Source organism: Rhizobium acaciae (assembly GCF_025941625.1).
Lineage (GTDB): Bacteria > Pseudomonadota > Alphaproteobacteria > Rhizobiales > Rhizobiaceae > Rhizobium > Rhizobium acaciae.
The window spans coordinates 19584-41911 of record NZ_JAPCZO010000027.1 but is presented as its reverse complement, the minus strand read 5'-3'; the positions used below and the strand labels follow the sequence as shown (position 1 = coordinate 41911).

Sequence of the window (22328 nt, the reverse complement as noted above, 5' to 3'; positions counted from 1 at the left end):
ACGCCGGCAGGCGATTTGCTTCGGCAATATATGGACGTTTACGTTCACGTCAATATTGCCGTCAGCGGCGGCCCCAGGGAAATCGCTGCGCCGTCCGCCCGTCCGTGCCGGCTGCGATGGCCTGGCCGGCGCCCGGGTCGTTTCTCACGGCTCGGGGCGTGACGATCTCGCGGTCGAAGAGCGGCACACCAGGCCGGCGCAGCAGCAGGATCAGGAAAGCCCCGGCAAGGATGCCGCCGACATGCGCGCCCCAGGAAACGTCGCCGTCAGGTGCGATCGCCAGCATGAAGAACTGCTGCCCGATCCACAAAAGCAACGGCACGAAGGCCGGCAGGGGCAACGGCACACGGATAAACACCAGCACCCATACCCGGACGCGCGGGTGCAGCATGACATAGGCGGCGACGACGCCGGAGACCGCCCCCGATGCGCCGACCAGCGGCGCTTCCGAGGTCATGGTCAGCAGGCCGTGGCAGAGCGCGCCAGCGGCCGCGCAAACGAGGTAGAAGATCAAGAAGCGCAGATGCCCCATCGCATCCTCGACATTGTCGCCGAAGACCCAGAGGAAGATCATGTTGCCGGCCAAATGCCAAAAGCCGGTATGGACGAAGGCATAGGTGAGGTAGGTCAGCGGCTCCGGCACGATTTCGAGCCCCTGCGCCAGCACCGCATGGCCGAAGGCGATTGCCGGGATATAGCCGAGTCCGACGGTGGTCGCCTGGGCTGCCTGTTCGCTCTCCAGGCTGGTCAAAAGCCAGACCGCGATATTCAGTGTCATCAGTGCGAGCGTCACCCACTGAACCTTGATATGTTTCAGCGTATTGGCGTCGTGAAGTGGTATGAACATAAAGGCCCCCCGGCGATCGTGATCGTGGCAAACCTATCTGTTTTTTCCCGGAACCCAAAGTACATCCGCATGGCCCCGGTCATTTGCATGACGTGCGGCCACGAAGAGGAAATCGGAGAGCCGGTTGACATATTTCATCGCCGGCTCGCCGACGATTTCGCCGTCGGTGCGAGCGAGCGCCACCATCAAACGTTCGGCGCGCCGCGCAATCGTGCGGGCAAGATGCAGATGTGCGGCGGCCGGACTGCCGCCTGGCAGGATGAAGGATTTCAGCGGCTCCAGGCCGGCGTTCAACTGGTCGATATCGCGCTCGACGCGGTCGACCTGCGTCTCGGCGATCCGCAGCGGCTCGTAGGCCGGCGGCTCACCGGTGTCGGGGGTGGCGAGATCGGCGCCGAGATCGAAGAGGTCGTTCTGGATCGACATCAGCATGGCGTCGAGTTCAGGCAAGTCGGACGTGTGCAGACGCGCCAGGCCGATCGCGGAATTGGCCTCGTCGATCGTGCCGTAGGCCTCGACGCGCAGGTCGTCTTTGAGCCGGCGCGGGCCGGACACCAGCCCGGTCGTGCCGTCATCGCCAGTTTTCGTGTAGATCTTGTTGAGCTTGACCACTGTTCCCCCTCGAATCCCGGTCAGGTCGGACGGCCGCCGCCGGTCACCCAGAGCGTCACCATGATCAGGATGACGGCGATCGCCTGCAACAGCACACGAAGCTGCATCAGCTTGTTGGAACGGTTGGGATCGCCGCCCTTCATCATGTTGAAGAGGCCGCGGATCAGGACGAGGGCGACGAGGCCCATGACGATGATCGCGAGGATATAGGTGACCGTGGACATGGCGTTCAGCTTTCTCAGTCAGTCCATCCAGCGCATCAGGCGGTAGAAGAGGTCTGCCGGAAGCAGCCGCTTCAGGAACATGCCCTGCTTAGCTGGAGTCGTTACAGGATAATGTGGCCTCGGATTTTTCGAGTTCAATGCGTGTTTCAACACGGAATAGACCGCTTCCGGGCCGAGTTTATGGCGGTTGACCGGCCCCGATCCGTCAAGTCTCGCCAATTGCCTGATATAATCGACCGCGTGCGGCGAATTTTCGAGGTCGATATGCTCCTTGAACTTTGCAAGCGCATTGGCGGTAAAGCGCGTGGCGATCGGTCCCGGCTCGATTAGGCTCACATGGATGCCGCTGCCCTGCAGCTCCATGCGCAGGGTGATGCTCAGGCCTTCGAGTGCGAATTTGGACGCGGTGTAGGCGCCGCGATAGCGATAGGGGACGACGCCGAGGATCGACGAGCATTGCACGATCCGCCCTTCGCCACGTTTGCGCATCGGCGGAATGACCTGCCGCGTCAGCTCATGCCAGCCGAAGAAATTCGCCTCGAACTGCGCGCGCAGCGTTGCCGTCGACAGATCCTCGACGGCGCCCGGCTGGCCATAGGCGCCGTTATTGAAGAGCGCATCGATACGACCGCCGCTGCGTTCCAGAACCACGCCGACCAGGTCGGAAATCGTCTCGGTCCTGGCATAGTCCATCAGGAAGGCTTCGATGCCGTCTGCTTCCAGCCCCGAAAGATCGTCCGGCTTGCGCACCGTCGCGAAGACACGCCAGCCATCAGCTTTCAGCGCCCGTGCGCAATGAGCGCCGATACCGGACGAACATCCGGTCACGACGATGGTGCGCTCTCCCGCCATGGAATGATTCCTGTACAAAATGGGACTCGTTTCCCATATTCGGCCAGAGGATACAATCTGGAAAGCCGGAGACGGAATGCCGAAGGTGCTGCGCACGATCTACGACGTGGTCTATGACGCGATCTGTCACATGGTCGAGGACGACGGCTTCGCCATGGCAAGCCATGTGGCGCTGTCGAGCCTGCTTGCGGTTTTCCCCTTCCTGATCTTCGGCACCGCACTTGCAAGCTTCCTCGGCGCCGATCAATTTTCCTCGACTGCCATCCACCTGATCTTCGACACTTGGCCCGAGGCGATCGCCAAACCGCTCGCCGACCAGGTGCTGCAGGTGCTGACCATTCCCCGCGGCGGGCTGCTGACGATCTCGGTGCTGGCGGCGGCCTATTTCGCCTCGAACGGTGTCGAGGCGCTGCGCATTTCGCTCAATCGCGCCTATCGGGTGCAGGAAACGCGGGCCTGGTATTTCACCCGTCTCGCCAGCCTGGGCTACGTGCTGATCGCGGTCATCATCTTCACGGCGATCAGCATTCTGCTGGTCGCCCTGCCGCTGGCGCTCGATTATTCGAGGAAATGGTTCCCACTGTTCGCCGATACGCTTGACATCGTCTTCAGCTGGCGCATCTACGGTACGCTGGTGGTTCTGACAGTCGGACTGCTGGTCATGCATCTCTGGCTGCCGGCCGGTAAGCGGCGGGTCTTCGACGTCATTCCCGGGGTGCTGCTGACGCTGCTTCTCTGGCTCGCCGGCGCGCTGATCTTTGCCTATTATCTGGCGACCTTCGCCAATTATACGGCAACCTATGCCGGTCTCGCCTCTGTCATGATCGTGCTGATCTTCCTCTACATGGTCGGCGTCATCTTCATCATCGGGGCGGAGATCAATGCAGCGCTGATCAAGTTCCGTGTCTTCCGCATGTTCTCCCACACGCTGTCAATCGTCGGCAGAGAGCGTGTCGAAAGGCAATCAGAGCCCGACAAGGCGGCGAATATCCGCCCCTGACATGCCCCGGGCGCGCAATTCGCCAAGCCCGCTGTCGCCTTGGCTTTTCGAAAGCTTGCGGCCATCGGCGCCAAGAATGAGGCGATGATGGTGATAGACCGGCTGCGGCAGGCCGAGCAGCACCTGCAACAGCCGGTGCACCGATGTGGCGTGGAAGAGGTCGAGCCCGCGCACGACATGGGTGACGCCCTGCAGCGCATCGTCGACGACCACGGACAGATGATAGCTCGATGGCGCATCCGAGCGCGACAGGATGACGTCGCCCCAGACGTCGGGCTCGGCGGCGATCTCACCTGTCCTGCCGTCGCCGGTTTCCGTCCAGAACAGCAGTTCGCCGATCAGGTCGAGCGCTTTGCGCATATCGAGCCGCCAGGCATGTTTTTTCCCCGAGGTCAGCATGTCCCGCCATTCGCCTGCCGGACGCTCGCGATCACTTGCGGGATAATGCGGGGTGCCGTCGGGATCGCGCGGCCAGGGTTCACCCGCCGCCTCGTAGGCGACGACGCGCGCCTTCACCTCGCCGCGCGTCAGAAAGGCCGGATAGACCAGTCCGCGCTCGATCAGTGCATGCAACGCCGCCTGATATTCGGGAAAATGTTCCGACTGCCGCCGCACCGGGCTTTCCCAGCCGATATCAAGCCATTCGAGATCCCTGAGGATGCCGGCCTCGAACTCGGGCGTGCAGCGCGTCTGGTCGATATCCTCGATGCGCAGCAGCAGGCGGCCTTGTTCGGCCTCCGCCATGTCGCGGTTCAGAAGGGCCGAGAGGGCATGTCCGAGATGCAACGGTCCGTTGGGGCTCGGCGCAAAACGAAAGACAGGTTTTTGACGCTCACTCGTGGTCATGCTTTCTTCTGCCATGGATTCGGCTTTTGAACCACTGCGAGGCAAAGTGCAGATCATCCGCAACGAAGACGATGTCAGGCAGGGGCTCGAAGCATTGCTTCGCCTCGATCCGCGTCTTGCGCCAATCGTCGCGGAGGCCGGGGCCATTCCGCTCAGGTTGCGCGAGCCCGGCTTTGCCGGTCTTGCCCATATCATCGTCTCGCAGATGGTGTCGCGCGCCAGCGCCGAGGCGATCTGGCGGCGCATGCTGCCGGCGGACGGTTCGCTGACGGCCGAAGGTTATGCCCTGCTTCACGCCGAAGCGTGGCGCGAATTCGGTCTGTCGCGCGCCAAGGCCGAGACGCTGTCGCGGATTGCCGAAGCGGTCGCTTCCGGCCGTCTCGATCTCTCCGGGCTCTGCCTGAAGCCGCCGGGCGAGGCGCTTGGCGAACTGACCGCGCTGAAGGGCGTCGGGCCGTGGACGGCAGAGGTCTATCTGATGTTTTGCGGCGGCCATGCCGATGTTTTCCCGGCCGGCGATGTCGCGCTGCAGAATGCCGTCGGGGTGGCATTCGGTCTTGCCGCACGGCCGCAGGCGAAGACGCTTGCTGAGCTTTCGGCAGTCTGGTCGCCGTGGCGCTCGGTGGCGGCACGGCTTTTCTGGGCCTACTACGCCACGAAGATGCGCCGCGACATGGTGCCGATCGGCTGATCGGCAACACTCTTCAAATTGCCTTTATCCTCTGAATTTATTGGACTTCACAATCCTGTAACAACCGGCCTAATATACAGGTGCAGATGCCGAATCGATCAGGAGAGTCCCTTGACGATTGCAGTCTCCCCACAGGCCCTGCCGGCGCTCGTCCTGAACGCTGACTACCGGCCACTGAGTTATTACCCCTTGTCGTTGTGGTCCTGGCAGGACGCGATCAAGGCGGTATTTCTCGACCGTGTGAACATCATTGCAGAATATGAACATTCGGTTTCCTCGCCGAGCTTTTCGATGCGGCTTCCGAGTGTCGTGTGCCTGAAGACTTACGTTCAGCCGTCCCGCAATCCCGCTTTCACCCGGTTCAACGTCTTCCTGCGCGACCGGTTCGAATGCCAGTATTGCGGCGCCCATGACGACCTGACCTTCGACCACGTCATCCCGCGCGCCCATGGCGGCGAGACGACCTGGGAGAATGTCGTGGCAGCCTGCTCGCCCTGCAATCTGCGCAAGGGCAGCAAGCTTCCCAAGCAGGCAGGCATGTTCCCGGCGCAGAAGCCCTACCAGCCGACGGTGCAGGATCTGCACAATAACGGCCGGCTGTTCCCGCCGAACTATCTGCATGAAAGCTGGCTCGACTATCTCTATTGGGATACCGAACTGCAGCCCTGATCGAGAACCTGCAGCGCCGCGCGTCTTTTCGAGAGACGCAAGGACGCTGCAGCACTTCGAATGCTGGATAATTTTATCAGGCGGTCTTGCGAACGCCGACAAAGGCGAAGGCTGCGAGCAGGATTCCGGCAATCACGTTCCAGCCCGCAAAAGACAGGCCGAGCACGCGCAGCGCTGCATCGGTGCAGGATGGGCCCTTGATGGTGTTGAGCTCACCGAGCAGATCGCCGGCATTGGTCGTCATGCTGCTTGCCGTCGTCGAGCAGGTGGCCGGGCCGGGCCAAAAATGCCATTCGACACCGGCGTGATAGACACCCATGCCTGCCGTTACCAGCATCAGCATGCCGGCCGCCAGAATGAGCGCCCGGGTGATCCAGTTCGGCAGTCCGACGAGCTCGGAGATTGCGGCCACGATCGCGATCGGGATGGCGTAATAATAGGGCTGACGCTGCAACAGGCAGAGCGCACAGGGAATATAGCCGCCGATATACTGGAAGCCGAGCGCGGTGCCGACCGCCGCCGCCATGCCGATGGCGAGCAACATGGAATAGACAAAGCCGGGGCGGGCGAGCGGCGAGGCAGGGGCAGTCATGGCGGAACTCCGCGACGTTTGGTCTAGTGAGCGAAAGAGCGGTAGCCGACATATAGCACGATCACCGTAGCGGCACCGATGCCAACGATTTGGCCGAGGCGCTTCTCGATGAAGTCACGGATCGGCTCGCCGTAGCGGCGCAGCAGCCAAGCGAGGAAGAGGAAACGCGCGCCGCGTGCAATAATCGCCGAAACAATGAAAAGGCCCAGATTGACGTGAATGACGCCAGACAGGATCGTCACGATCTTGATCGGCGGCAGATGCGCAAGACCTGATGTGACAAGCAGCAGCAGGATCCACTCGTAGGTGACATAGGCCTTCATCTGCTCAAAGGCTTCGAGCTTGCCGTAGAATTCGAGAACCGGCCGCGCCACCGTCTCATAGGCGTAAAAGCCGAGCGCCCAGCCGGCGATGCCGCCGAGTACGGAAGCGACGGTCGCGACCAGCGCGTAGCGATAGGAGCGCTCCGGCCTGGCAAGCGCCATCGGCAGGAACAGCACATCGGCGGGGACGAGAAAGACGGAGCTTTCGACGAAGGCGATGACGGCGAGCCAGATTTCGGCCGATTTGCGCGCGGCCAGAGACATGGTCCAGTCGTAAAGTCTGCGGAGCATTCCGTTTCCTTCCTGTTGCAGTGCAAAAGAGCTTTAGGGGCCGTGCGCGGCGCTGTAAATGCTCGCCCGTGTCCTTCGTGCCACCGCCGTCAAAAAATTTTCGTGATGACAGGTGTCAGTGCCTCTCCCAAGATTTCACGGGATTGCGAATCGGCCAATCTGCGGCAAGCTGATTCAGGGTCGACGTGCAGGGTGGCATGAGAATGTTCAAAGTGATCGAAGGCGGCCGTGGGCAGGCCGTGCAAATGGATGACTGGTCCGAAGAGGGGCACGGACCAAGCAAAGAGGACGTGCGCCGGGAGGCTGCGCGGCGGATCAGCGAGAGCGGTTATCATCTGTCCCGAATCCGGGAATTCGCGACCGGCGTGCCAATGCTGGCGTCTCTTAAATACCTGTCGCTGCAGATCGATTTCGCAGCCGAGACATTGTTGCGGCTCGACCCGATCCCGGAGGATTTCCGCTCCGATGGCTATTGGCCGGCGGGCTGACGCAACCACGGTGGCGCGATTGCCGCTGACATGCGGTGATATTTGCGTCAGGACAGATCCATCGACTTTTCCCATTGCTGCCGCAGGACGTTCATTTCCGTCCGCTTCTGGGCCATTTCGCTGACTGCGGCGCGCAGATGCGGATGGTGCGACATGAACATATTGAAGTCGCGCCGTTCGAGCACCTCGAACTGGCAGAAATCGACGGCGATGACGTCGGCTGTGCGCCGGCCGCCGGTCAGCAGCGCCATTTCCCCGAAAAAGGCTCCCGGCTCAAGACGGATCGCGCCGCTGGCGAGCCGTACTTCCACCGCGCCCGAGGAGATGAAATACATGCTGTCGCCCCGGTCGCCGCGGCGGATGACGCGTTCGCCGGGCGGCGCGGATTTCGCTTTGAAGAGCAGCAGCAGCTCCTCCTGCGCGTCCTCGTCGACCTCGGAGAACAGCGGGAAAGTCTCGATCAGCTGCTGCATCTTCAGTTGATGCTGGCGCTCGCGCTCTTCGCCGAGCGCCCTGATCTTTTCCAGTTCTTTGCCGAGCGCCTTCTGCCTGCTCCTACCGTAGCTTTCCCAGAGGGAGGGCCATTTCAAATGGATATACTTCTTCAGGCCGTCGGTTGCGAAGATCACGATCGGGTTGAGTGTGATCGACAGGATCGCGGCAGCGAGGATCAGATCCTGGCCCTCATGCGGCAGGAGCCCGAGTGAGACGCCGAGGCCGGCGAGGATGAAGGAAAATTCGCCGATCTGGGCAAGGCCGCCGGCCAATGTCAGTCCCATGCTGATCGGATATCTGAGCAGGATGACGATGAGGAAGGTGATGATGCCCTTGCCGAGGATGACGAGCGCCAGTGCGCCGATCACGGCCAGCGGCTGGCGCACCAGGATCGAGGGGTCGAAGAGCATGCCGACGGAGACGAAGAACAGTACGGAGAAGGCATTCTGCAGCGGCAGCGAGTCGGCGGCCGCCCTGTGGCTGAGCTGGGATTCGCTCATGACGACGCCGGCGAAAAATGCGCCGAGTGCAAAGGAGACGCCGAAGATCGCCGCAGAGCCGAAGGCGATGCCGAGAGCGATCGCCAACACCGTCAGCGTAAAGAGTTCACGCGAGCCGGTGCGGGCGATCATCGTGAGCAGCCAGGGCACGATGCGAGGGCCGAGGAAGATCGCCATGGCGGCGAAGGCCACAACCTTCAGCAGCGTCAAGCCGATCGTCAGCGCCAGCGGCAGGTCGCCGAGGCCGTGATTGGTCGTAGTGCTGGCGTTGCCACCCAGAAGCTCTGCAAGCGCCGGCAGCAGCACCAGCGCCAGCACCATCACCAGGTCCTCGACGATCAGCCAGCCGACGGCGACACGTCCGCTTGCGGCGTTGACGAGATTGCGCTCCTCCAGCGCCTTCAAGAGCACGACGGTGCTCGCCACCGACAGGCTGAGGCCGAGGACGATGCCGGCGCCGAGGCTCCAGCCCCAGAGTTTGCAAAGGCCGATGCCCAAGAGGGTCGCGAGGATAATCCGTCCGATCGCGCCAGGCACGGCGATGCCACGCACGGCGAGCAGGTCGGAGGCGGAAAAATGCAGGCCGACGCCGAACATCAAAAGAATGACGCCCATCTCGGCGAGTTGGCCGGCAAGGGCGGTATCGGCGACGAAGCCCGGCGTGAACGGCCCCATCAGGATGCCCGCCATCAGGTAGCCGACGAGTGGCGGCAGCCGAAGCCGGTCGGCGCCATAGCCCAGGATCGCCGCGAAAACGAAACTGACGGCGACCGTCGCGATAAGTCCTACTTCCTGATGCACGTCCGCCCTCTCTTGTAATAGCGGCGGCCACTTTGGACGAAGCGCAAGCAAAATTAAACAGTTGATTTGGGGGATGGGCTACTGTTTGAGGCCTTCGTTCTCAGTCCTGGCCAGTGCGGCGCAGACGTCGTCCACGGCACGGTCGGGCCGTCACCGATGTTGGAACCACTTGCGTCTTGTCTCGTTGCCCTTTCATCAAGAAAGGAGAAACGACATGCGGAAGATCATCCTGAACTGTACTGTGGCGGCCCTTGCCGCCTGCTCGTTCGCAGCGCCTGTTCTTGCTGACAGCGTCTATGTCAGGGAGCGTTCCTATGACGACGGCTATCGCCATGAGCGGGTAAGACCCGGCATCACCATCAGCGAACGTGGCGTTACTTTCGGTGCTGTGCGCGAACGTGAGCACCGCCGCTATCGCGATAATGGCTGCGAAACCAGGAGCGTCACCCGACAAACCGACGAAGGCGAGGTGACCAGGACGGTCCGACGCTGCAATTAACGAAAAAATATGCGATAAGGACGAAGCCCGGTTCCGACGAGCCGGGTTTTCGCCTTTTGTGGCAAGAATATCTCAATGCGGTGGTGAAAGTCGTCTGTCGGTGTTATGAGCACGCCTTTGGTAAAAGCGCGTTCCCAGCGCAAACACCGCCCGCACAGGATCTTTTAGTATGATTGAGCTTACGCCGTCCCAGATTGCCGCACTTAAACTCGCCAGGGATGGAGACCTTTATCCTCAGCCAGCCAATAAATGGACGCACGAGAACGCGACAGTGACTTATGCAAAAACTGACCGGTGGAAAGAGCGGCCTCAGAAAATAAAGTCGGTCACTGCCAAGACGTTGGGCGAGTTGAAGGAGCCGGGTTTTCTGGAGAGGCGGCACCTGGATGACGACGCATCAAAAGACGTCTACGGCATCACGATGGCCGGCAAGATGTGGCTGCTAAAGAATAAATAAGCTTCGGTCAGATGCGAAATTCGTTCCGTAGGGTCATCGGCTCTTTGAACCAGGCTAGGCATTTGAGATGATGGTGCAGCTAACCGGAGCATTATAGAACCGGTCCGCCTTCGTTCCAGACGGAACTACGGTGCGACAGCCTCCGCTTAGCTGCTCTCTTCGGCTTGCCGAGCCGAAGCTCACAGAGCGTAGGCTGGTGCCCCATGCCGGAGTCGAACCAGCACTTCTTTCGAAACTCGATTTTGAGTCGAGCGCGTCTACCAATTCCGCCAATGGGGCAACGGATATGAACGGGCGGCTGTCTAACATGCGAGCACCCGGGCGCGCAAGACGGGCAAACGAAGTTATCGGACTGATCCGGTAGAGAGATCCGGCCTTGCTCAAGGCCGGATCTCGTCTGATATCAATGGGCGGCGGCGGGTGCCGGGCTGCTCAGGCCGGACTTCTTCAGCGTGATCGCCAGGATCGATGCCAGCAGGCAGAAGGCGCCGGCGACGAAGAAGGCGGGCAGGTAGCTCGAAAGCTCCGTGCGCGACAGGCCGGCGCCATAGGCGGCGGTCGCGGCTCCCAGCTGATGGCCGGCAAAGACCCAGCCGAAGACGAGGCCGACCTTTTCAGGGCCGAAGCGGTCGGCGGCGATCTTGACGGTCGGCGGCACGGTGGCAATCCAGTCGAGGCCGTAGAAGACGGCAAAGATGGAGAGGCCGTAAAAGCTGAAATCGCTGAACGGCAGGTAGAGCAGCGACAGGCCGCGCAGGCCGTAATACCAGAACAGCAGCCAGCGATTATCGAAGCGATCGGACAGCCAGCCGGAACCGATAGTGCCGAAGAAATCGAAGATGCCCATGACAGCCAGCACGCTTGCCGCGGCCACCGGCACGATGCCGAAATCGCCGCAGAGGGTGACGAAATGGGTCTGGATCAGGCCGTTGGTGCTGAGGCCGCAGATGAAGAAGGTGGCAAAGAGGATCCAGAAGGTCGAGGTCTTCGAGATTTCCCTGAGGACGGTGATCGGCGTCATCAGCGCGACGCCAAGCGAGGTGCTTGCCGGCGGCGGCGTTACCTGCGTTTCACCGAAGGAGGGCAGGTTGAGGTCGGCCGGGCGGTCGCGCATGAAAGCCAGCACCGCAAGGGCTGCGACCATGATCATGGCGCAGACGAAAAACACCGTCGAGCGCCAGCCGTAGCGTTCCGTCAGCTCCGCCATCAGCGGCAGGAAGACGAGCTGGCCTGTGGCCGAGCTTGCCGAGAGCATGCCGACGACGAGGCCGCGGTGCTTGGTAAACCAGCGGGAAGAGACGGTCGCGGCGAGCACCATCGCCGTCAGGCCCGTGCCGAAGCCGACGACGATGCCCCAGAGCAGAAGCAACTGCCACAGCGTCGTCATGAACAGCGAACCGACGAAGCCAGCGCCGATCAGCGCTAAGGCGAAGACGATGACCTTGCGCACGCCGAAATAATTCATGAAGGCGGCGGCGAACGGACCCATGAAGCCGAACAGGATCAGGCGGATCGCAAGAGCCGAGGAAATCTGCGAGGTCTCCCAGCCGAACTCGTCCTGCAGCGGCTTGATGAGCACGCCAGGTGCGCCCATGGCGCCGGCAGTGACCAGCATGGTGAGGAAGGTCGCGGCAACGACGACCCAGCCGTAATGGATGTTGCGCCGGGCAAGGGTGGAGGCGAGGGCTGTGGAAACCATGGGCAAGATTCCGTTTGAATTCAGGTTCTGGAAGATACTGGACCGATTTACATGATGGCCATCATATTTCTTGCGTATTGATGATGGACGTCATATATTTTGTCAAGCGACTATTTCTGGAGATGACAAATGCGGGTCAGCCGCGAAAAATTCGCCGAAAACCGCGAAAAGATCCTGAGCGTTGCCGGCGTGCTTTTCCGCGAAAACGGCTTCGACGGGGTCGGCGTCGCCGACATCATGAAGGCGGCCGGGCTGACGCATGGCGGCTTTTACGGTCATTTCGGTTCGAAGGACGACCTGGCGCTTGAGGTGAGCCGCAAGCTGATCGACAAGGTTGAGACGCGCTGGAAGGAGCATATCGCCGAATCGCCGGACCGGCCGCTGGCAGCGCTTCTCGATCACTATATCCACTGGCGCACGGTTGACGATCCGGGCGGCAGCTGTGTCTTCGCAACGCTGATCCAGGAAGTCAGCCGCAGTCGCGGCGCGGTCCGCGCGGTCTTCAGCGATGGGCTGTCCGTGCTGGTCGACACGCTTGCCGATATCGTTCCCGGCGAAACGGAAGAGGAGCGCCGCGCCAATGCGACGACGACACTGTCATCGATGATGGGTGCTGTCATTCTTGCCCGCGCGGTCGAGGACAGGGCGCTTGCCGAGCAGTTTCTGGTGACGATGCGCCGGCAGCTCGATCCTGAAAGCCAGACATAATCTCAGTCGCGGAAGGCGATGGTTTCGATCTCCCTCTCCGTGCGGAGAGGGATCTACCTTGCATATGCCTGAGGACCGAGAAGCCAGCGGCTACTTGAAGCCGGCGATGGCGTGCGGGATGTAGGGTGCTTCCAGTGCCGCGATTTCCTCGGCGGTAAGCTTGACCGAGAGCGAGGCAACGGCGTCCGTGAGGTGGTTCGGTTTGGACGCGCCGATAATCGGGGCGGTTACCGCACTCTTCTGCAGGATCCAGGCGGTTGCGACCTGGGCGCGGGAGATGTTGCGGGCCTTGGCGATTTCGGCCACGGCCCCGACGATCTTGCGGTCGGCATCGATGGACTGCGTGTAGAGCGTCTTGCCGAATTCGTCGGTTTCGCTGCGTGCCGTCGTCTCGTCCCAGTCACGGGTCAGGCGGCCGCGGGCAAGCGGGCTCCAGGGGATGACGGCGATCTTCTGATCCTCGCAGAGCGGCAGCATTTCGCGCTCTTCCTCACGGTAGAGCAGGTTCAGGTGGTCCTGCATGCTGACGAATTCGGTCCAGCCATTCAGCCTGGAGACGTAAAGCGCCTTGGCGAATTGCCAGGCATACATGGAGGAGGCGCCGATATACCGCGCCTTGCCCGATTTGACGACGTCGTGCAGTGCTTCCAGCGTTTCCTCGATCGGCGTCGTGTAGTCGAAGCGGTGGATCTGGTAGAGATCCACGTAGTCGGTGCCTAAACGACGCAGGCTGTTATCGATCTCGTCGAGGATTGCCTTGCGCGACAGGCCGGCGCCGTTCGGGCCCGGCCGCATGCGGTTGAACACCTTGGTGGCCAGCACGATGTCCTCGCGCTTGGCGAAGTCTTTTATGGCCCGGCCGACGATCTCCTCTGATGAACCGTTGGAATAGGTGTTGGCGGTGTCGAGGAAATTGATGCCGAGGTCGATCGCCTGCTTGATCATCGTCCGGCTTTCTTCTTCCCGCAGGCTCCAGGCGTGATTGCCGCGGCCGGGATCGCCGAAGGTCATGCAGCCCAAGCAGATCTTCGACACTTCGAGACCGGTCTTGCCAAATTTTGCGTATTCCATGAAACGACTCCGTGATGAATTGGATGACCCCCAGGCGGCTTTCCATGATTTAGCGCGAGACGGCCAAAGTCGCAGGGCGGCAAATGAAGAATCTATGCTGCATGCGCACAATGATCCGTGATCGACTCTGAAGCTCATCGCTGTCGATTCCGGCTGCAGCTTGCACATCCGCGCCGCAAGATGTTAGCTGATGCAGCATTTTTACCGGAATCCGACCATGCAACTGCCGTCCCACGATCGCTACGACGATCTTTATCGCGATTTCTCCTGGCGGATTCCGGAGGATTTCAATATCGGCCGCGCCGTCAGCGACGACTGGGCCGCGAGGGATCCCGAGCGCGTCTGCCTTGAGCATTTCAGCCCGGACGGCGATCACCGCGTGATGACCTATCGCGCGCTCGCCGACCGTTCCTCGGCTTTTGCAAATGCGCTCGTTTCACTTGATGTCAAACGCGGCGATCGCGTCGCGCTGCTATTGCCACAATCCTTCGAAACGGTGATCGCACATGTGGCGATCTACAAGGCCGGCGCGATTGCACTGCCACTGGCGCTGCTCTTCGGCGTCGAGGCGCTGGAATACCGGCTGAAGGCGGCAGGTGCTGCGGCCGTCGTCACCAATGGCTTTGGTCTCGAACGCATCCGGCAGATCCGCGGACGTCTGCCGGCGTTGAAGCATATCGTCAGCATCGACGGGGCGAGTGCCGATGCGACTGCTTTCGCCGAACTGGTGGATGGCCATCCCCCTGTCTTCGACATGGCCAAAACCGGTCCTGATGATCCGGCGCTGATGATCTTCACGTCGGGAACGACGGGGTCGCCCAAGGGCGCGTTGCATGGCCACCGCGTCCTGGCCGGCCATATTCCCGGCATGCAGTTCGCCCATGAGGGTTTTCCGCGGCCGGGCGACAAGGTCTGGACGCCGTCCGACTGGGCCTGGGCCGGCGGCCTGCTCAACGCGCTGCTGCCAAGCCTTCTGCTCGGTGTTCCCGTCGTTTCGTCGCCGGCGCAGAAATTCGATGCCGGCATGGCCTATCGCATCATGGCCGAAATGAAGGTGCGCAATGCCTTCATTCCACCGACGGCGCTAAGGCTGATGAGATCCGTTGCCGATCCGCGCTCGAAATATGATCTGGCGCTGCGCACCATCGGCTCGGCCGGGGAGGCGCTCGGGCGCGAGACCTATGAATGGGCTCGTCATACGCTCGGCATCACCGTCAACGAGTTCTACGGACAGACGGAGTGCAATTTCGTGCTTGCGTCGAGCGCTGCCTATGGCGTCACCAAAGCGGGCGCCATCGGGCGGGCGGTGCCCGGGCACCGCGTTGCGATCGTCAGCGAGACGGGTGACGAGTTGCCCGTCGGCGAACCGGGCCAGATCGCCATCGCCAGTCCCGATCCCGTCATGTTTCTCGGCTACTGGGACGATACGACGGCGACGGAACGAAAATTCGTCAAAGGCTGGCTGCTCACCGGCGATATCGGCCGGCAGGACACCGAGGGCTATGTCACCTTCGAAGGCCGCGACGACGACGTCATCACCTCGTCGGGATATCGCATCGGCCCGGCCGAGATCGAGGACTGCCTGATCGGCCATCCCGCCGTGCAGCTTGCCGCCGCCGTCGGCAAGCCCGATGCCGTGCGCACTGAAATCGTCAAGGCCTATATCGTGCTTTCACCAGGCCATCATCCGAGCGAGGCGCTGGCTGCCGACATCAGGGAATGGGTGAAGACGCGGCTTTCGATGCACGAATATCCGCGCGAAGTGGAATTCATCGATGCATTGCCGCTGACCACCACCGGCAAGGTGATCCGCCGGCTGCTGCGCGAAAGGGCTGCCAGCGAGGGATAGAACCACTACGCACTCTTGCTGGAGTTGCTTAGCCCCGGCCGGCAAGCGACATGATTTTTTCGCGCAGCATCTTCGCCATATTGCGGGTGCTGCGGTACATGTGGAGCTGGGCGGTCACCTGGCGCATGTCGCGGTCGCTGTTCTGCGTCAGGCCGATCACCAGCGTTCCCATATCCTCGCGCTCCTGCCAGAAGCGGCTCATGATCGGATGATCCGAGACGGCGCAGGAATCGGAGCGGACGATATTGGCGTCGTCGAGATGCCATTCGGTGAGTTCGCTCATCAGCAGCTTGCCCGGCGAATAGCGGGCATAGTTTTCGTCGTAGGCGGTCTTCCAGGTATAGGCCTCGCCGCCCATCATCAGCACGACGATGGCGGCGATCGCCTTGCCGTTGAGATCGATCGTGTGAATACGCACGGCATCGACGGCGGCAAGGTTCGACACCGCCTCGCGGGCGAAGGCCGTGTGATAACGATCGGTGACGAGAGCGCTTCGCCGCTTGCCCTTCCAGCCACCGGCTTCCATTGCCAGGAATTCCTCGAAGCGGATATGGATTTCGCGCGGTTGCCGGGCGACGGTATAGACCGCCGTTCCCTGTTCCTCCAGCAGCCGCCACTGGCGGCGCATCTCGCGCATATGCGAGGAGGAGATGGTTTTGCCGAGATAGGCCGGCGCCTCTTCCTCGCTCTGCAGCATCGGGCGCAAATAGGGATTGGTGACAGTGACGGGAAGATTGCGGCTGAGCGCCACGGCCTTGACCATGCGCACGAAGATACCATTCAGCCTGAGATCCGGCAGAACCAGTATGCCGGGCAGATTGAGATCACGCGCGGTCAGTCCCTCGAAGAGATTGTCGAGGGTCTCGGCGGCATCCTCGCCATCGACGAGCGGCGTGCCGAGCGGACCGAAACTGTTCGACCAGCCGCGGATGATCGACGGGCCGACGGCAAAACCCGGCTTATCGACCGAAAACGGCAAAAGGAAGCGCATGCGGCTGCGGCCGGCATTGTGGTCGCGGATCAGGGCGAAGTTCACCTGCCGGTCTTCGAGCCGCGGCATGGCGGGGGCGAGGAAGCGGCCGGAGAAAAAGACGTTCGGTTCCATTGCCCGATTGGAGAGGAAATCGAGCTCATCCTGAAGCTCATAGCCGAGCTTGCCGGGATAGAGGCAGAGCTCGCGCCCCGGCCGGCCGATCTCGGCGCGAGCCTCGGCTTGCGGCGCTTCGAAATGCAGCGCGGCGAGATCATGCACCATGCGGTTTGCGGCGCTGTCGGTGCTTTCGGTAACGGGGGGAACACGCACCATCTATCGAACTCTCATTTCTGGCGTTGCGGCGGAGGGGCTAGCGAAGGCGAAAAGAACGATGCCGAGCGTGCGGCGCACGGCGACATGCAGCAGGATTGCCTCGACTGCCATGGCGGAGGCCGTGGCGATCGCCGTGCCTTCGATGCCGTAATGCGGGATCAAAGCGAGGTTGAGGCCGACATTGGCCGTCAGTGCGCCGGCATAGAGCGCGACGCAGAGGTTCTGTTTGCCTGCCATCATCAGCAGCGTTTCGGCCGGGCCGACCAGCGATTTGGCGAGGATGCCGCCGAGCAGGATCGCCATCACCAGATAACCTGATGTGAAGGCGCCGCCGAAGAGCGACAGCAGCAGGTGACCGGCCGCAAGCACGACAAGGCCGACCCCGAGCGCCGGCCAGAAGGTCCAGCGGGCGGCGTCGATGGCAGCGGCTGCCAGCTGGGCGTGGTCGCCTTCGGCAATGATCGAGGAAAAGCGCGGGCCGGAGGCCGCCTTGACCGAGAAATTGATGAAATGCACCAGCGCCATCGTTTTGGCGGCGGCGAAGTAGATGGCGACATCGTGCGGCTCGAGGAAGATGCCGACGACGACGACGTCGGAATTGGTGAGCAGGAAGCTCACGCCCTCGATCAGGAAAATCGGAAAGGCGACGCTGAACCAGGCGAGGAAGTCGACCTTGCGCGGGCCGTTGTCATAATGCCGGCGAAGGCGATAGAGCGTTGCGGCATACTGACCGAGGGCGGTGACGAAGGTCGCAACGAGTGCTGCCTGCATCGCGGTGACGGCCGTGTGTTCGGCGCCGATGGCAATCGCGATCAGCATGAACAGGATGATGAGGATCGGGCGGACGATATAGACGGGGCTCAGCGCCATCACCGGCCAATGGTTTGCCCGTGACGTGCCTTCGAGAATATCGCCGAGCGCGATCATCGGCATGGCGAGCAGGCCGATGAAGATCGGGACGAGATAATAGACCTGGATCATATCGCCGAAGAAATGCAGCCCGAGCATGCCGGCTGCGAGCACCGCCGTGCCTGACAGCAGCGCAAAGATGCGCGCCGTGCCGGTCAGGCCGCGGATTTCCTCGAAGGCGCCCGCTGCCCTGTATTGCGGCAGGAAGCGGACGATCGCGGTGTGGAAACCGAGGCATGAGAGATCGCCGAAGACGACGACCAGCACCCAGACGAAAACGAAGATGCCGTATTCATATTCCCCCATCAGCCGGGCGAGCACGATCTGCGAGACGAAGGCGAGTGCTGCGCTGAGGACACGGATCGAAAAGGCCGTCAGCGCCATGCGCTGGGCGGCCGCCCTCTCACCGCGTTCGGTGAGCACGGCAGCAAGCAAACGCAGCGTGCGGCCGCCGATCGGGCGCAGGCCCGCGGGCAGCATCTTCTCCGCTGTTTCTATGACCGCCATGATGAACACGCAAAACTCTGAGGTCAGGCAAATCGCCCCTGAAGTCTTGACAGAACAGGGTTAAGAAACGGTTCCGGATCGGGTCTGCCGCCCGACGCTGAAATTCCGGCTCTCCGGCATTGCCGCAGAAAAGAAAATGCCGCCCGGAGGCGGCATTTTCGCGGATCTTTGCGGGCTTGCCTCAGACCTGCTCGAAGGCGCCGTGGCAATGCTTGTATTTCTTGCCGGAGCCGCAGGGGCAGGTCTCGTTGCGGCCGACCTTGCCCCAGGTGGCCGGGTCATCCGGGTTGCGGTTTTCAGGAGAAACGGTGACTTCCGACGCCTGGTAGATCGCCGGGGCGAAATCGTCCTCGCCGGTCGTCGGATCCAGGTGATGGGCCTGCATCAGCGGCGGTTCGGGCTCGGCAGGGGCCTGCTGCACCAGTTCGACGCGCATCAGCTGGGCGGTGACGGCCTCGCGCAGATTGTTGAGCAGCGCCGTGAAGAGCTCGAAGGCCTCCGACTTGTATTCCTGCAGCGGATCGCGCTGGGCATAGCCGCGGAAGCCGATGACGGAGCGCAGATGGTCGAGGTTGACGATGTGCTCACGCCAGAGATGATCGAGCGTCTGCATGACGATCGAGCGTTCGACATAATGCATGATGTCGTCGCCGAAACGCTCGGCCTTTTCCGTGAAGGCCGCATTGGCGGCTTCCGTCAGCCGCTCGCGGATGTCGTCCTCGCCGATGCCTTCTTCCTTCACCCAATCTTCGACCGGCAGGTCGAGATTGAGGATGTTCAAAGCGCCGGTCTTCAGGCCGGCGGCATCCCATTGTTCGGCATAGGCGCGCTCGGGGATATGCTTTTCGACCATGTCCTCGATCACCTCACGGCGCATGTCGGAAACGGTCTCGGAAATATTGGTCGATTCCATCAGTTCGAGGCGCTGCTCGAAGACCACCTTGCGCTGATTGTTAAGAACGTCGTCATACTTCAGGAGGTTCTTGCGAATGTCGAAGTTGCGGGCTTCGACCTTCTTCTGGGCGCGCTCCAGGGCCTTGTTGATCCAGGGATGGACGATCGCCTCGCCCTCCTTGAGGCCGAGCTTGGTCAGCATGCTGTCCATGCGGTCGGAGCCGAAGATGCGCATCAGGTCATCCTGAAGCGACAGGTAGAACTTCGAGCGGCCGGGGTCGCCCTGACGGCCGGAGCGGCCGCGCAGCTGGTTGTCGATGCGGCGGCTTTCATGGCGTTCGGTGGCGATGACGTAGAGGCCGCCGGCGTCGAGCGCCTTCTGCTTGAGTTCCTTGATCTCCTCGATGATCGCCTGGATCCGGGCGTCACGCTCCGGACCGGCTTCGACTTCGCCGAGTTCGCGCTCGATGCGCATGTCGAGGTTGCCGCCAAGCTGGATGTCGGTGCCGCGGCCGGCCATGTTGGTGGCGATGGTGATGGCACCCGGCACGCCGGCCTGAGCGACGATATAGGCTTCCTGCTCGTGGTAGCGGGCGTTCAGCACCTTGAAGTCGTCGAAGCCCTGCTTGCGCAGGCGCTCGGCGAGCAGTTCCGATTTCTCGATCGAGGTGGTGCCGACCAGCACCGGCTGACCGCGCTTGTGGGCGTCGAGGATCTCCTCGATGATCGCCTTGAACTTCTCGTCGAAGGTCCGGTAGACCTCGTCGTCCTCGTCGAGGCGCTTGATCGGCAGGTTGGTCGGAACTTCGATGACATCGAGATTGTAGATATTGGCGAATTCTTCCGCTTCCGTCTGCGCCGTACCGGTCATGCCGGCGAGCTTGTCGTACATGCGGAAGTAGTTCTGGAAGGTGATGGAGGCCAGCGTCTGGTTTTCCGGCTGGATCTGCACCTTTTCCTTGGCTTCGAGCGCCTGGTGCTGGCCTTCCGAATAGCGGCGGCCCGGCATCATGCGGCCGGTGAACTCGTCGATGATGACGACTTCGTCGTTGCGGACGATATAGTCCTTGTCGCGCTGGAAGAGCTTGTGGGCCTTCAGCGCGTTGTTGACGTGGTGGACGATCGCAACGTTCTCGATGTCGTAGAGCGCGTTGCCCTTTAGGAGGCCGGCCTGGCGGAGCAGGTTTTCCAGCTTCTCGGTGCCCTCTTCGGAGAAGTTGGCGGAGCGCTGCTTCTCGTCGATCTCGTAATCGCTCGGCACCAGCAGCGGAATGTAGGCGTCGATCGTATTATAGAGTTCGGAGCGGTCGTCGAGCGGACCGGAGATGATCAGCGGCGTGCGCGCCTCGTCGACGAGGATCGAGTCCACTTCGTCGACGATTGCGAAGTTGTGGCCGCGCTGAACCATCTGGTTCTTCTCGTACTTCATGTTATCGCGCAGATAATCGAAGCCGAGTTCGTTGTTGGTGGCGTAGGTGATGTCGCAGGCATAGGCCGCGTGGCGTTCCTCGTCGGAAAGGCCGTGGACGATGACGCCGGTGGTCATGCCGAGGAAGCCGTAAACGCGGCCCATGGTGGCGGCATCGCGCTGGGCGAGGTAATCGTTGACGGTGACGACGTGCACGCCCTTGCCGGAAAGCGCGTTCAGATAGACCGGCAAGGTGGCGACGAGGGTCTTGCCTTCGCCGGTCTTCATCTCGGCGATCGCATTCGAATGCAGGATCATGCCGCCGACCAGCTGTACGTCAAAAGGTCGCAGGCCGAGAACGCGGCGCGAGGCTTCGCGCACGACGGCAAAGGCCGGGATCAGAATGTCGTCGAGCGTCTTACCCTCGGCGAGAAGGGCGCGAAACTCCACGGTCTTTGCCGCGAGCTGCTCGTCCGTCAGGGCCTTCGTCTTCTCTTCTATAGAGTTGATGGCAGTGACGTTCGGCTGGTAGGACCGCACGCGGCGGTCGTTGGAAGACCCAAATAACTTGCGGGCTATACCGCCAAAGCTGACCATATGACTGGCCCTTTCTCAATATTCATCCCCGGCGTTTCTTGTCCGCGGCCCAGCCGAAAATCAGGCGCGCGCCTTAAAACGCCCGGAAACTGTTCTGGACGCGAGGTTGCGTGACAGATAAGAGGGGGGTCGAATGATGTCAACGGATTTGGCGGATACAGAAAGGCCACAATCCGGTGTTGATGGCTATTTTGGGCTGGATTCAGGGGATGCTGAAACCGGCAATGTAACTGTGAAGGGTATTTCATGTTGAGCACCAACAAACTTGCCGTTCTGGCGTTTGCAACCTTTGTTGCGCTCCAGGCCCCGGCCTATGCCGATGACGCCGTCATCGCCAAGGTCGGCACCCTGGAGATCCACCAGTCGGAACTCGACCTTGCCGTCGCCAATCTCGACCCCCAGCTGGCGCAGCTTCCCGATGACCAGAAGAAGGTCGCAGCCCTTTCCGCCGCCATCGACGTGAAGCTGCTCGCCGCCGACGCTGCGGCCGAGAAGCTCGATCAGACCGACGAATTCAAGAAGCGCATGCAGTATCTCTCCGACCGCGAGCTTCACAATGCCTATTTCAAGAAGCATGTCGTCGACATCGTGACGCCTGAAGAAGTCAAGGCCCGTTACGACAAGGAAGTCGCCGCCCTGCCGAAGCAGGAGGAAGTCCACGCCCGTCATATCCTCGTCAAGACCGAGGACGAAGCCAAGGACATCATCAAGCAGCTCGACGCCGGCAAGGATTTCGCCGAACTCGCCAAGGAAAAATCCACCGATCCGAACAAGTCGGAAGGCGGCGATCTCGGCTATTTCTCGCGCGGCCGCATGGTCAAGGAATTCGAAGACGCAGCCTTCGCGCTTGAGAAGGGCACCTATTCCAAGACGCCGGTTAAGACCGATTTCGGCTTCCACGTCATCAAGGTCGAGGATAAGCGCGACGCTCCGCCGCCGCCCTTCGAGCAGGTGCAGGATCAGGTTCGTCAGCTCGTCATGCGCGACAAGTATCTTGAGCTTTTGAACAAGGCGAAGGCCTCCGCCAAGATCGAGATCACGGACGAGACGCTGCGCAAGGGTTACGACCAGGCCAATAAGCAGCCGGAGCCGGGCAGCGAGCCGGTTGCCCCGGCGCCGAAGCAGTAATATTCGCAAGGGCCCGGTTTTTCCGGGCCCTTCACTATCGTGGTTGTCGCATTTCCGGACGGCGA

Annotated in this window: 22 protein-coding genes and 1 tRNA gene; 9 read left to right on the top strand and 14 right to left on the bottom strand. The window is 61.6% G+C overall.

Annotated elements, in window-relative coordinates; genetic code table 11:
* Positions 1-61: 61 nt before the first annotated feature.
* Genes OLZ32_RS32160 through OLZ32_RS32145 form a run of 4 tightly spaced genes read right to left on the bottom strand, consistent with a single transcriptional unit; the run spans position 62 to position 2535 of the window.
* Entirely contained in the window at positions 62-847 is a 786-nt protein-coding gene (locus OLZ32_RS32160) for a rhomboid family intramembrane serine protease (protein ID WP_017989547.1), read from the bottom strand.
* 33 nt (positions 848-880) lie between these two features.
* Positions 881-1459: a cob(I)yrinic acid a,c-diamide adenosyltransferase gene (locus tag OLZ32_RS32155; protein ID WP_017989546.1), complete on the bottom strand. Its 579-nt coding sequence runs from the start codon at positions 1457-1459 to the stop codon at positions 881-883.
* Between the two features lie 20 nt (positions 1460-1479).
* On the bottom strand, positions 1480-1683 hold the full coding sequence (locus OLZ32_RS32150; protein WP_003543288.1) for a twin transmembrane helix small protein: 204 nt from the start codon (positions 1681-1683) through the stop codon (positions 1480-1482).
* Positions 1684-1701: 18 nt separating this feature from the next.
* Positions 1702-2535 (bottom strand): SDR family oxidoreductase, encoded by an 834-nt coding sequence (locus OLZ32_RS32145; protein ID WP_003543287.1) that lies wholly within the window; start codon positions 2533-2535, stop codon positions 1702-1704.
* 76 nt (positions 2536-2611) lie between these two features.
* Here OLZ32_RS32145 and OLZ32_RS32140 point away from each other — a divergent pair, with 76 nt between their 5' ends.
* Positions 2612-3535: a YihY/virulence factor BrkB family protein gene (locus tag OLZ32_RS32140; protein ID WP_003543284.1), complete on the top strand. Its 924-nt coding sequence runs from the start codon at positions 2612-2614 to the stop codon at positions 3533-3535.
* On the opposite strand, the gene gluQRS is transcribed toward OLZ32_RS32140, so the two are convergent.
* Positions 3500-4381: a tRNA glutamyl-Q(34) synthetase GluQRS gene (gene gluQRS, locus OLZ32_RS32135; protein ID WP_264424364.1), complete on the bottom strand. Its 882-nt coding sequence runs from the start codon at positions 4379-4381 to the stop codon at positions 3500-3502. The two genes, OLZ32_RS32140 and gluQRS, sit on opposite strands and share 36 nt — an antisense overlap.
* Between gluQRS and OLZ32_RS32130 the strand changes: the two genes are divergently transcribed.
* Entirely contained in the window at positions 4380-5072 is a 693-nt protein-coding gene (locus tag OLZ32_RS32130) for a DNA-3-methyladenine glycosylase family protein (protein WP_017989544.1), read from the top strand. The genes gluQRS and OLZ32_RS32130 overlap by 2 nt on opposite strands.
* A gap of 111 nt (positions 5073-5183) precedes the next feature.
* A complete protein-coding gene (locus tag OLZ32_RS32125) occupies positions 5184-5741 on the top strand; it encodes an HNH endonuclease (protein WP_003543279.1) in 558 nt (185 codons plus the stop codon).
* Positions 5742-5817: 76 nt separating this feature from the next.
* Here the strand turns inward: OLZ32_RS32125 and OLZ32_RS32120 are convergent, their stop codons facing one another.
* Together OLZ32_RS32120 and OLZ32_RS32115 are read right to left on the bottom strand one after the other, a co-directional pair.
* On the bottom strand, positions 5818-6333 hold the full coding sequence (locus tag OLZ32_RS32120) for a disulfide bond formation protein B (RefSeq protein WP_017989543.1): 516 nt from the start codon (positions 6331-6333) through the stop codon (positions 5818-5820).
* 23 nt (positions 6334-6356) lie between these two features.
* The gene (locus tag OLZ32_RS32115; RefSeq protein ID WP_003543275.1) at positions 6357-6947 is read right to left on the bottom strand and encodes a YqaA family protein; all 591 of its coding nucleotides are present in this window, start codon (positions 6945-6947) and stop codon (positions 6357-6359) included.
* A 197-nt stretch (positions 6948-7144) separates the two neighbouring features.
* Here OLZ32_RS32115 and OLZ32_RS32110 point away from each other — a divergent pair, with 197 nt between their 5' ends.
* Positions 7145-7435, top strand: coding sequence for a hypothetical protein (locus OLZ32_RS32110; RefSeq protein WP_264424362.1), 291 nt, complete (start codon positions 7145-7147; stop codon positions 7433-7435).
* 47 nt (positions 7436-7482) lie between these two features.
* Here OLZ32_RS32110 and OLZ32_RS32105 read toward each other — a convergent pair whose 3' ends face one another.
* Positions 7483-9231, bottom strand: a complete 1749-nt coding sequence (locus tag OLZ32_RS32105) for a cation:proton antiporter domain-containing protein (protein ID WP_264424360.1) — start codon at positions 9229-9231, stop codon at positions 7483-7485.
* Positions 9232-9445: 214 nt separating this feature from the next.
* Between OLZ32_RS32105 and OLZ32_RS32100 the strand changes: the two genes are divergently transcribed.
* Positions 9446-9730, top strand: a complete 285-nt coding sequence (locus tag OLZ32_RS32100) for a hypothetical protein (RefSeq protein WP_003543270.1) — start codon at positions 9446-9448, stop codon at positions 9728-9730.
* 169 nt (positions 9731-9899) lie between these two features.
* On the top strand, positions 9900-10187 hold the full coding sequence (locus OLZ32_RS32095; protein ID WP_003543268.1) for a hypothetical protein: 288 nt from the start codon (positions 9900-9902) through the stop codon (positions 10185-10187).
* A 194-nt stretch (positions 10188-10381) separates the two neighbouring features.
* Here the strand turns inward: OLZ32_RS32095 and OLZ32_RS32090 are convergent.
* Both OLZ32_RS32090 and OLZ32_RS32085 read right to left on the bottom strand, forming a co-directional pair.
* Positions 10382-10466, bottom strand: a tRNA-Leu gene (locus OLZ32_RS32090).
* Positions 10467-10590: 124 nt separating this feature from the next.
* Positions 10591-11886, bottom strand: a complete 1296-nt coding sequence (locus OLZ32_RS32085) for an MFS transporter (protein ID WP_003543266.1) — start codon at positions 11884-11886, stop codon at positions 10591-10593.
* A gap of 129 nt (positions 11887-12015) precedes the next feature.
* On the opposite strand from OLZ32_RS32085, the gene OLZ32_RS32080 reads away from it, so the two are divergent.
* Complete coding sequence (locus OLZ32_RS32080) at positions 12016-12594, top strand: TetR/AcrR family transcriptional regulator (protein WP_011653696.1); 579 nt, start codon at positions 12016-12018, stop codon at positions 12592-12594.
* Positions 12595-12684: 90 nt separating this feature from the next.
* On the opposite strand, the gene OLZ32_RS32075 is transcribed toward OLZ32_RS32080, so the two are convergent.
* Positions 12685-13665 carry an aldo/keto reductase gene (locus OLZ32_RS32075; protein ID WP_264424358.1) on the bottom strand — a complete coding sequence of 327 codons (981 nt, stop codon included), beginning with the start codon at positions 13663-13665 and terminating at the stop codon, positions 12685-12687.
* A gap of 217 nt (positions 13666-13882) precedes the next feature.
* On the opposite strand from OLZ32_RS32075, the gene OLZ32_RS32070 reads away from it, so the two are divergent.
* Positions 13883-15514: an AMP-binding protein gene (locus OLZ32_RS32070; RefSeq protein ID WP_264424356.1), complete on the top strand. Its 1632-nt coding sequence runs from the start codon at positions 13883-13885 to the stop codon at positions 15512-15514.
* A gap of 28 nt (positions 15515-15542) precedes the next feature.
* Here the strand turns inward: OLZ32_RS32070 and OLZ32_RS32065 are convergent, their stop codons facing one another.
* From OLZ32_RS32065 to secA, 3 genes are all read right to left on the bottom strand, one after another.
* The gene (locus tag OLZ32_RS32065) at positions 15543-16820 is read right to left on the bottom strand and encodes a GNAT family N-acetyltransferase (RefSeq protein ID WP_017989539.1); all 1278 of its coding nucleotides are present in this window, start codon (positions 16818-16820) and stop codon (positions 15543-15545) included.
* Entirely contained in the window at positions 16821-18236 is a 1416-nt protein-coding gene (locus tag OLZ32_RS32060) for a lipopolysaccharide biosynthesis protein (RefSeq protein ID WP_003543257.1), read from the bottom strand.
* A gap of 181 nt (positions 18237-18417) precedes the next feature.
* Positions 18418-21135 carry a preprotein translocase subunit SecA gene (secA, locus tag OLZ32_RS32055; protein WP_264424353.1) on the bottom strand — a complete coding sequence of 906 codons (2718 nt, stop codon included), beginning with the start codon at positions 21133-21135 and terminating at the stop codon, positions 18418-18420.
* A gap of 246 nt (positions 21136-21381) precedes the next feature.
* Between secA and OLZ32_RS32050 the strand changes: the two genes are divergently transcribed.
* Positions 21382-22263 carry a peptidylprolyl isomerase gene (locus OLZ32_RS32050; RefSeq protein ID WP_003543253.1) on the top strand — a complete coding sequence of 294 codons (882 nt, stop codon included), beginning with the start codon at positions 21382-21384 and terminating at the stop codon, positions 22261-22263.
* The last annotated feature ends 65 nt before the right edge of the window (positions 22264-22328 follow it).

Excerpts from the sequence above, each read along its gene's own strand:
- OLZ32_RS32160 (WP_017989547.1), bottom strand. The coding sequence starts at position 847 with ATGTTCATACCACTTCACGACGCCAATACGCTGAAACATATCAAGGTT.
- OLZ32_RS32150 (WP_003543288.1), bottom strand. The coding sequence starts at position 1,683 with ATGTCCACGGTCACCTATATCCTCGCGATCATCGTCATGGGCCTCGTC.
- OLZ32_RS32145 (WP_003543287.1), bottom strand. The coding sequence starts at position 2,535 with ATGGCGGGAGAGCGCACCATCGTCGTGACCGGATGTTCGTCCGGTATC.
- OLZ32_RS32140 (WP_003543284.1), top strand. The coding sequence starts at position 2,612 with ATGCCGAAGGTGCTGCGCACGATCTACGACGTGGTCTATGACGCGATC.
- OLZ32_RS32130 (WP_017989544.1), top strand. The coding sequence starts at position 4,380 with ATGCTTTCTTCTGCCATGGATTCGGCTTTTGAACCACTGCGAGGCAAA.
- gluQRS (WP_264424364.1), bottom strand. The coding sequence starts at position 4,381 with ATGACCACGAGTGAGCGTCAAAAACCTGTCTTTCGTTTTGCGCCGAGC.
- OLZ32_RS32120 (WP_017989543.1), bottom strand. The coding sequence starts at position 6,333 with ATGACTGCCCCTGCCTCGCCGCTCGCCCGCCCCGGCTTTGTCTATTCC.
- OLZ32_RS32115 (WP_003543275.1), bottom strand. The coding sequence starts at position 6,947 with ATGCTCCGCAGACTTTACGACTGGACCATGTCTCTGGCCGCGCGCAAA.
- OLZ32_RS32110 (WP_264424362.1), top strand. The coding sequence starts at position 7,145 with ATGAGAATGTTCAAAGTGATCGAAGGCGGCCGTGGGCAGGCCGTGCAA.
- OLZ32_RS32100 (WP_003543270.1), top strand. The coding sequence starts at position 9,446 with ATGCGGAAGATCATCCTGAACTGTACTGTGGCGGCCCTTGCCGCCTGC.
- OLZ32_RS32095 (WP_003543268.1), top strand. The coding sequence starts at position 9,900 with ATGATTGAGCTTACGCCGTCCCAGATTGCCGCACTTAAACTCGCCAGG.
- OLZ32_RS32085 (WP_003543266.1), bottom strand. The coding sequence starts at position 11,886 with ATGGTTTCCACAGCCCTCGCCTCCACCCTTGCCCGGCGCAACATCCAT.
- OLZ32_RS32080 (WP_011653696.1), top strand. The coding sequence starts at position 12,016 with ATGCGGGTCAGCCGCGAAAAATTCGCCGAAAACCGCGAAAAGATCCTG.
- OLZ32_RS32075 (WP_264424358.1), bottom strand. The coding sequence starts at position 13,665 with ATGGAATACGCAAAATTTGGCAAGACCGGTCTCGAAGTGTCGAAGATC.
- OLZ32_RS32070 (WP_264424356.1), top strand. The coding sequence starts at position 13,883 with ATGCAACTGCCGTCCCACGATCGCTACGACGATCTTTATCGCGATTTC.
- OLZ32_RS32065 (WP_017989539.1), bottom strand. The coding sequence starts at position 16,820 with ATGGTGCGTGTTCCCCCCGTTACCGAAAGCACCGACAGCGCCGCAAAC.
- OLZ32_RS32060 (WP_003543257.1), bottom strand. The coding sequence starts at position 18,236 with ATGGCGGTCATAGAAACAGCGGAGAAGATGCTGCCCGCGGGCCTGCGC.
- secA (WP_264424353.1), bottom strand. The coding sequence starts at position 21,135 with ATGGTCAGCTTTGGCGGTATAGCCCGCAAGTTATTTGGGTCTTCCAAC.
- OLZ32_RS32050 (WP_003543253.1), top strand. The coding sequence starts at position 21,382 with ATGTTGAGCACCAACAAACTTGCCGTTCTGGCGTTTGCAACCTTTGTT.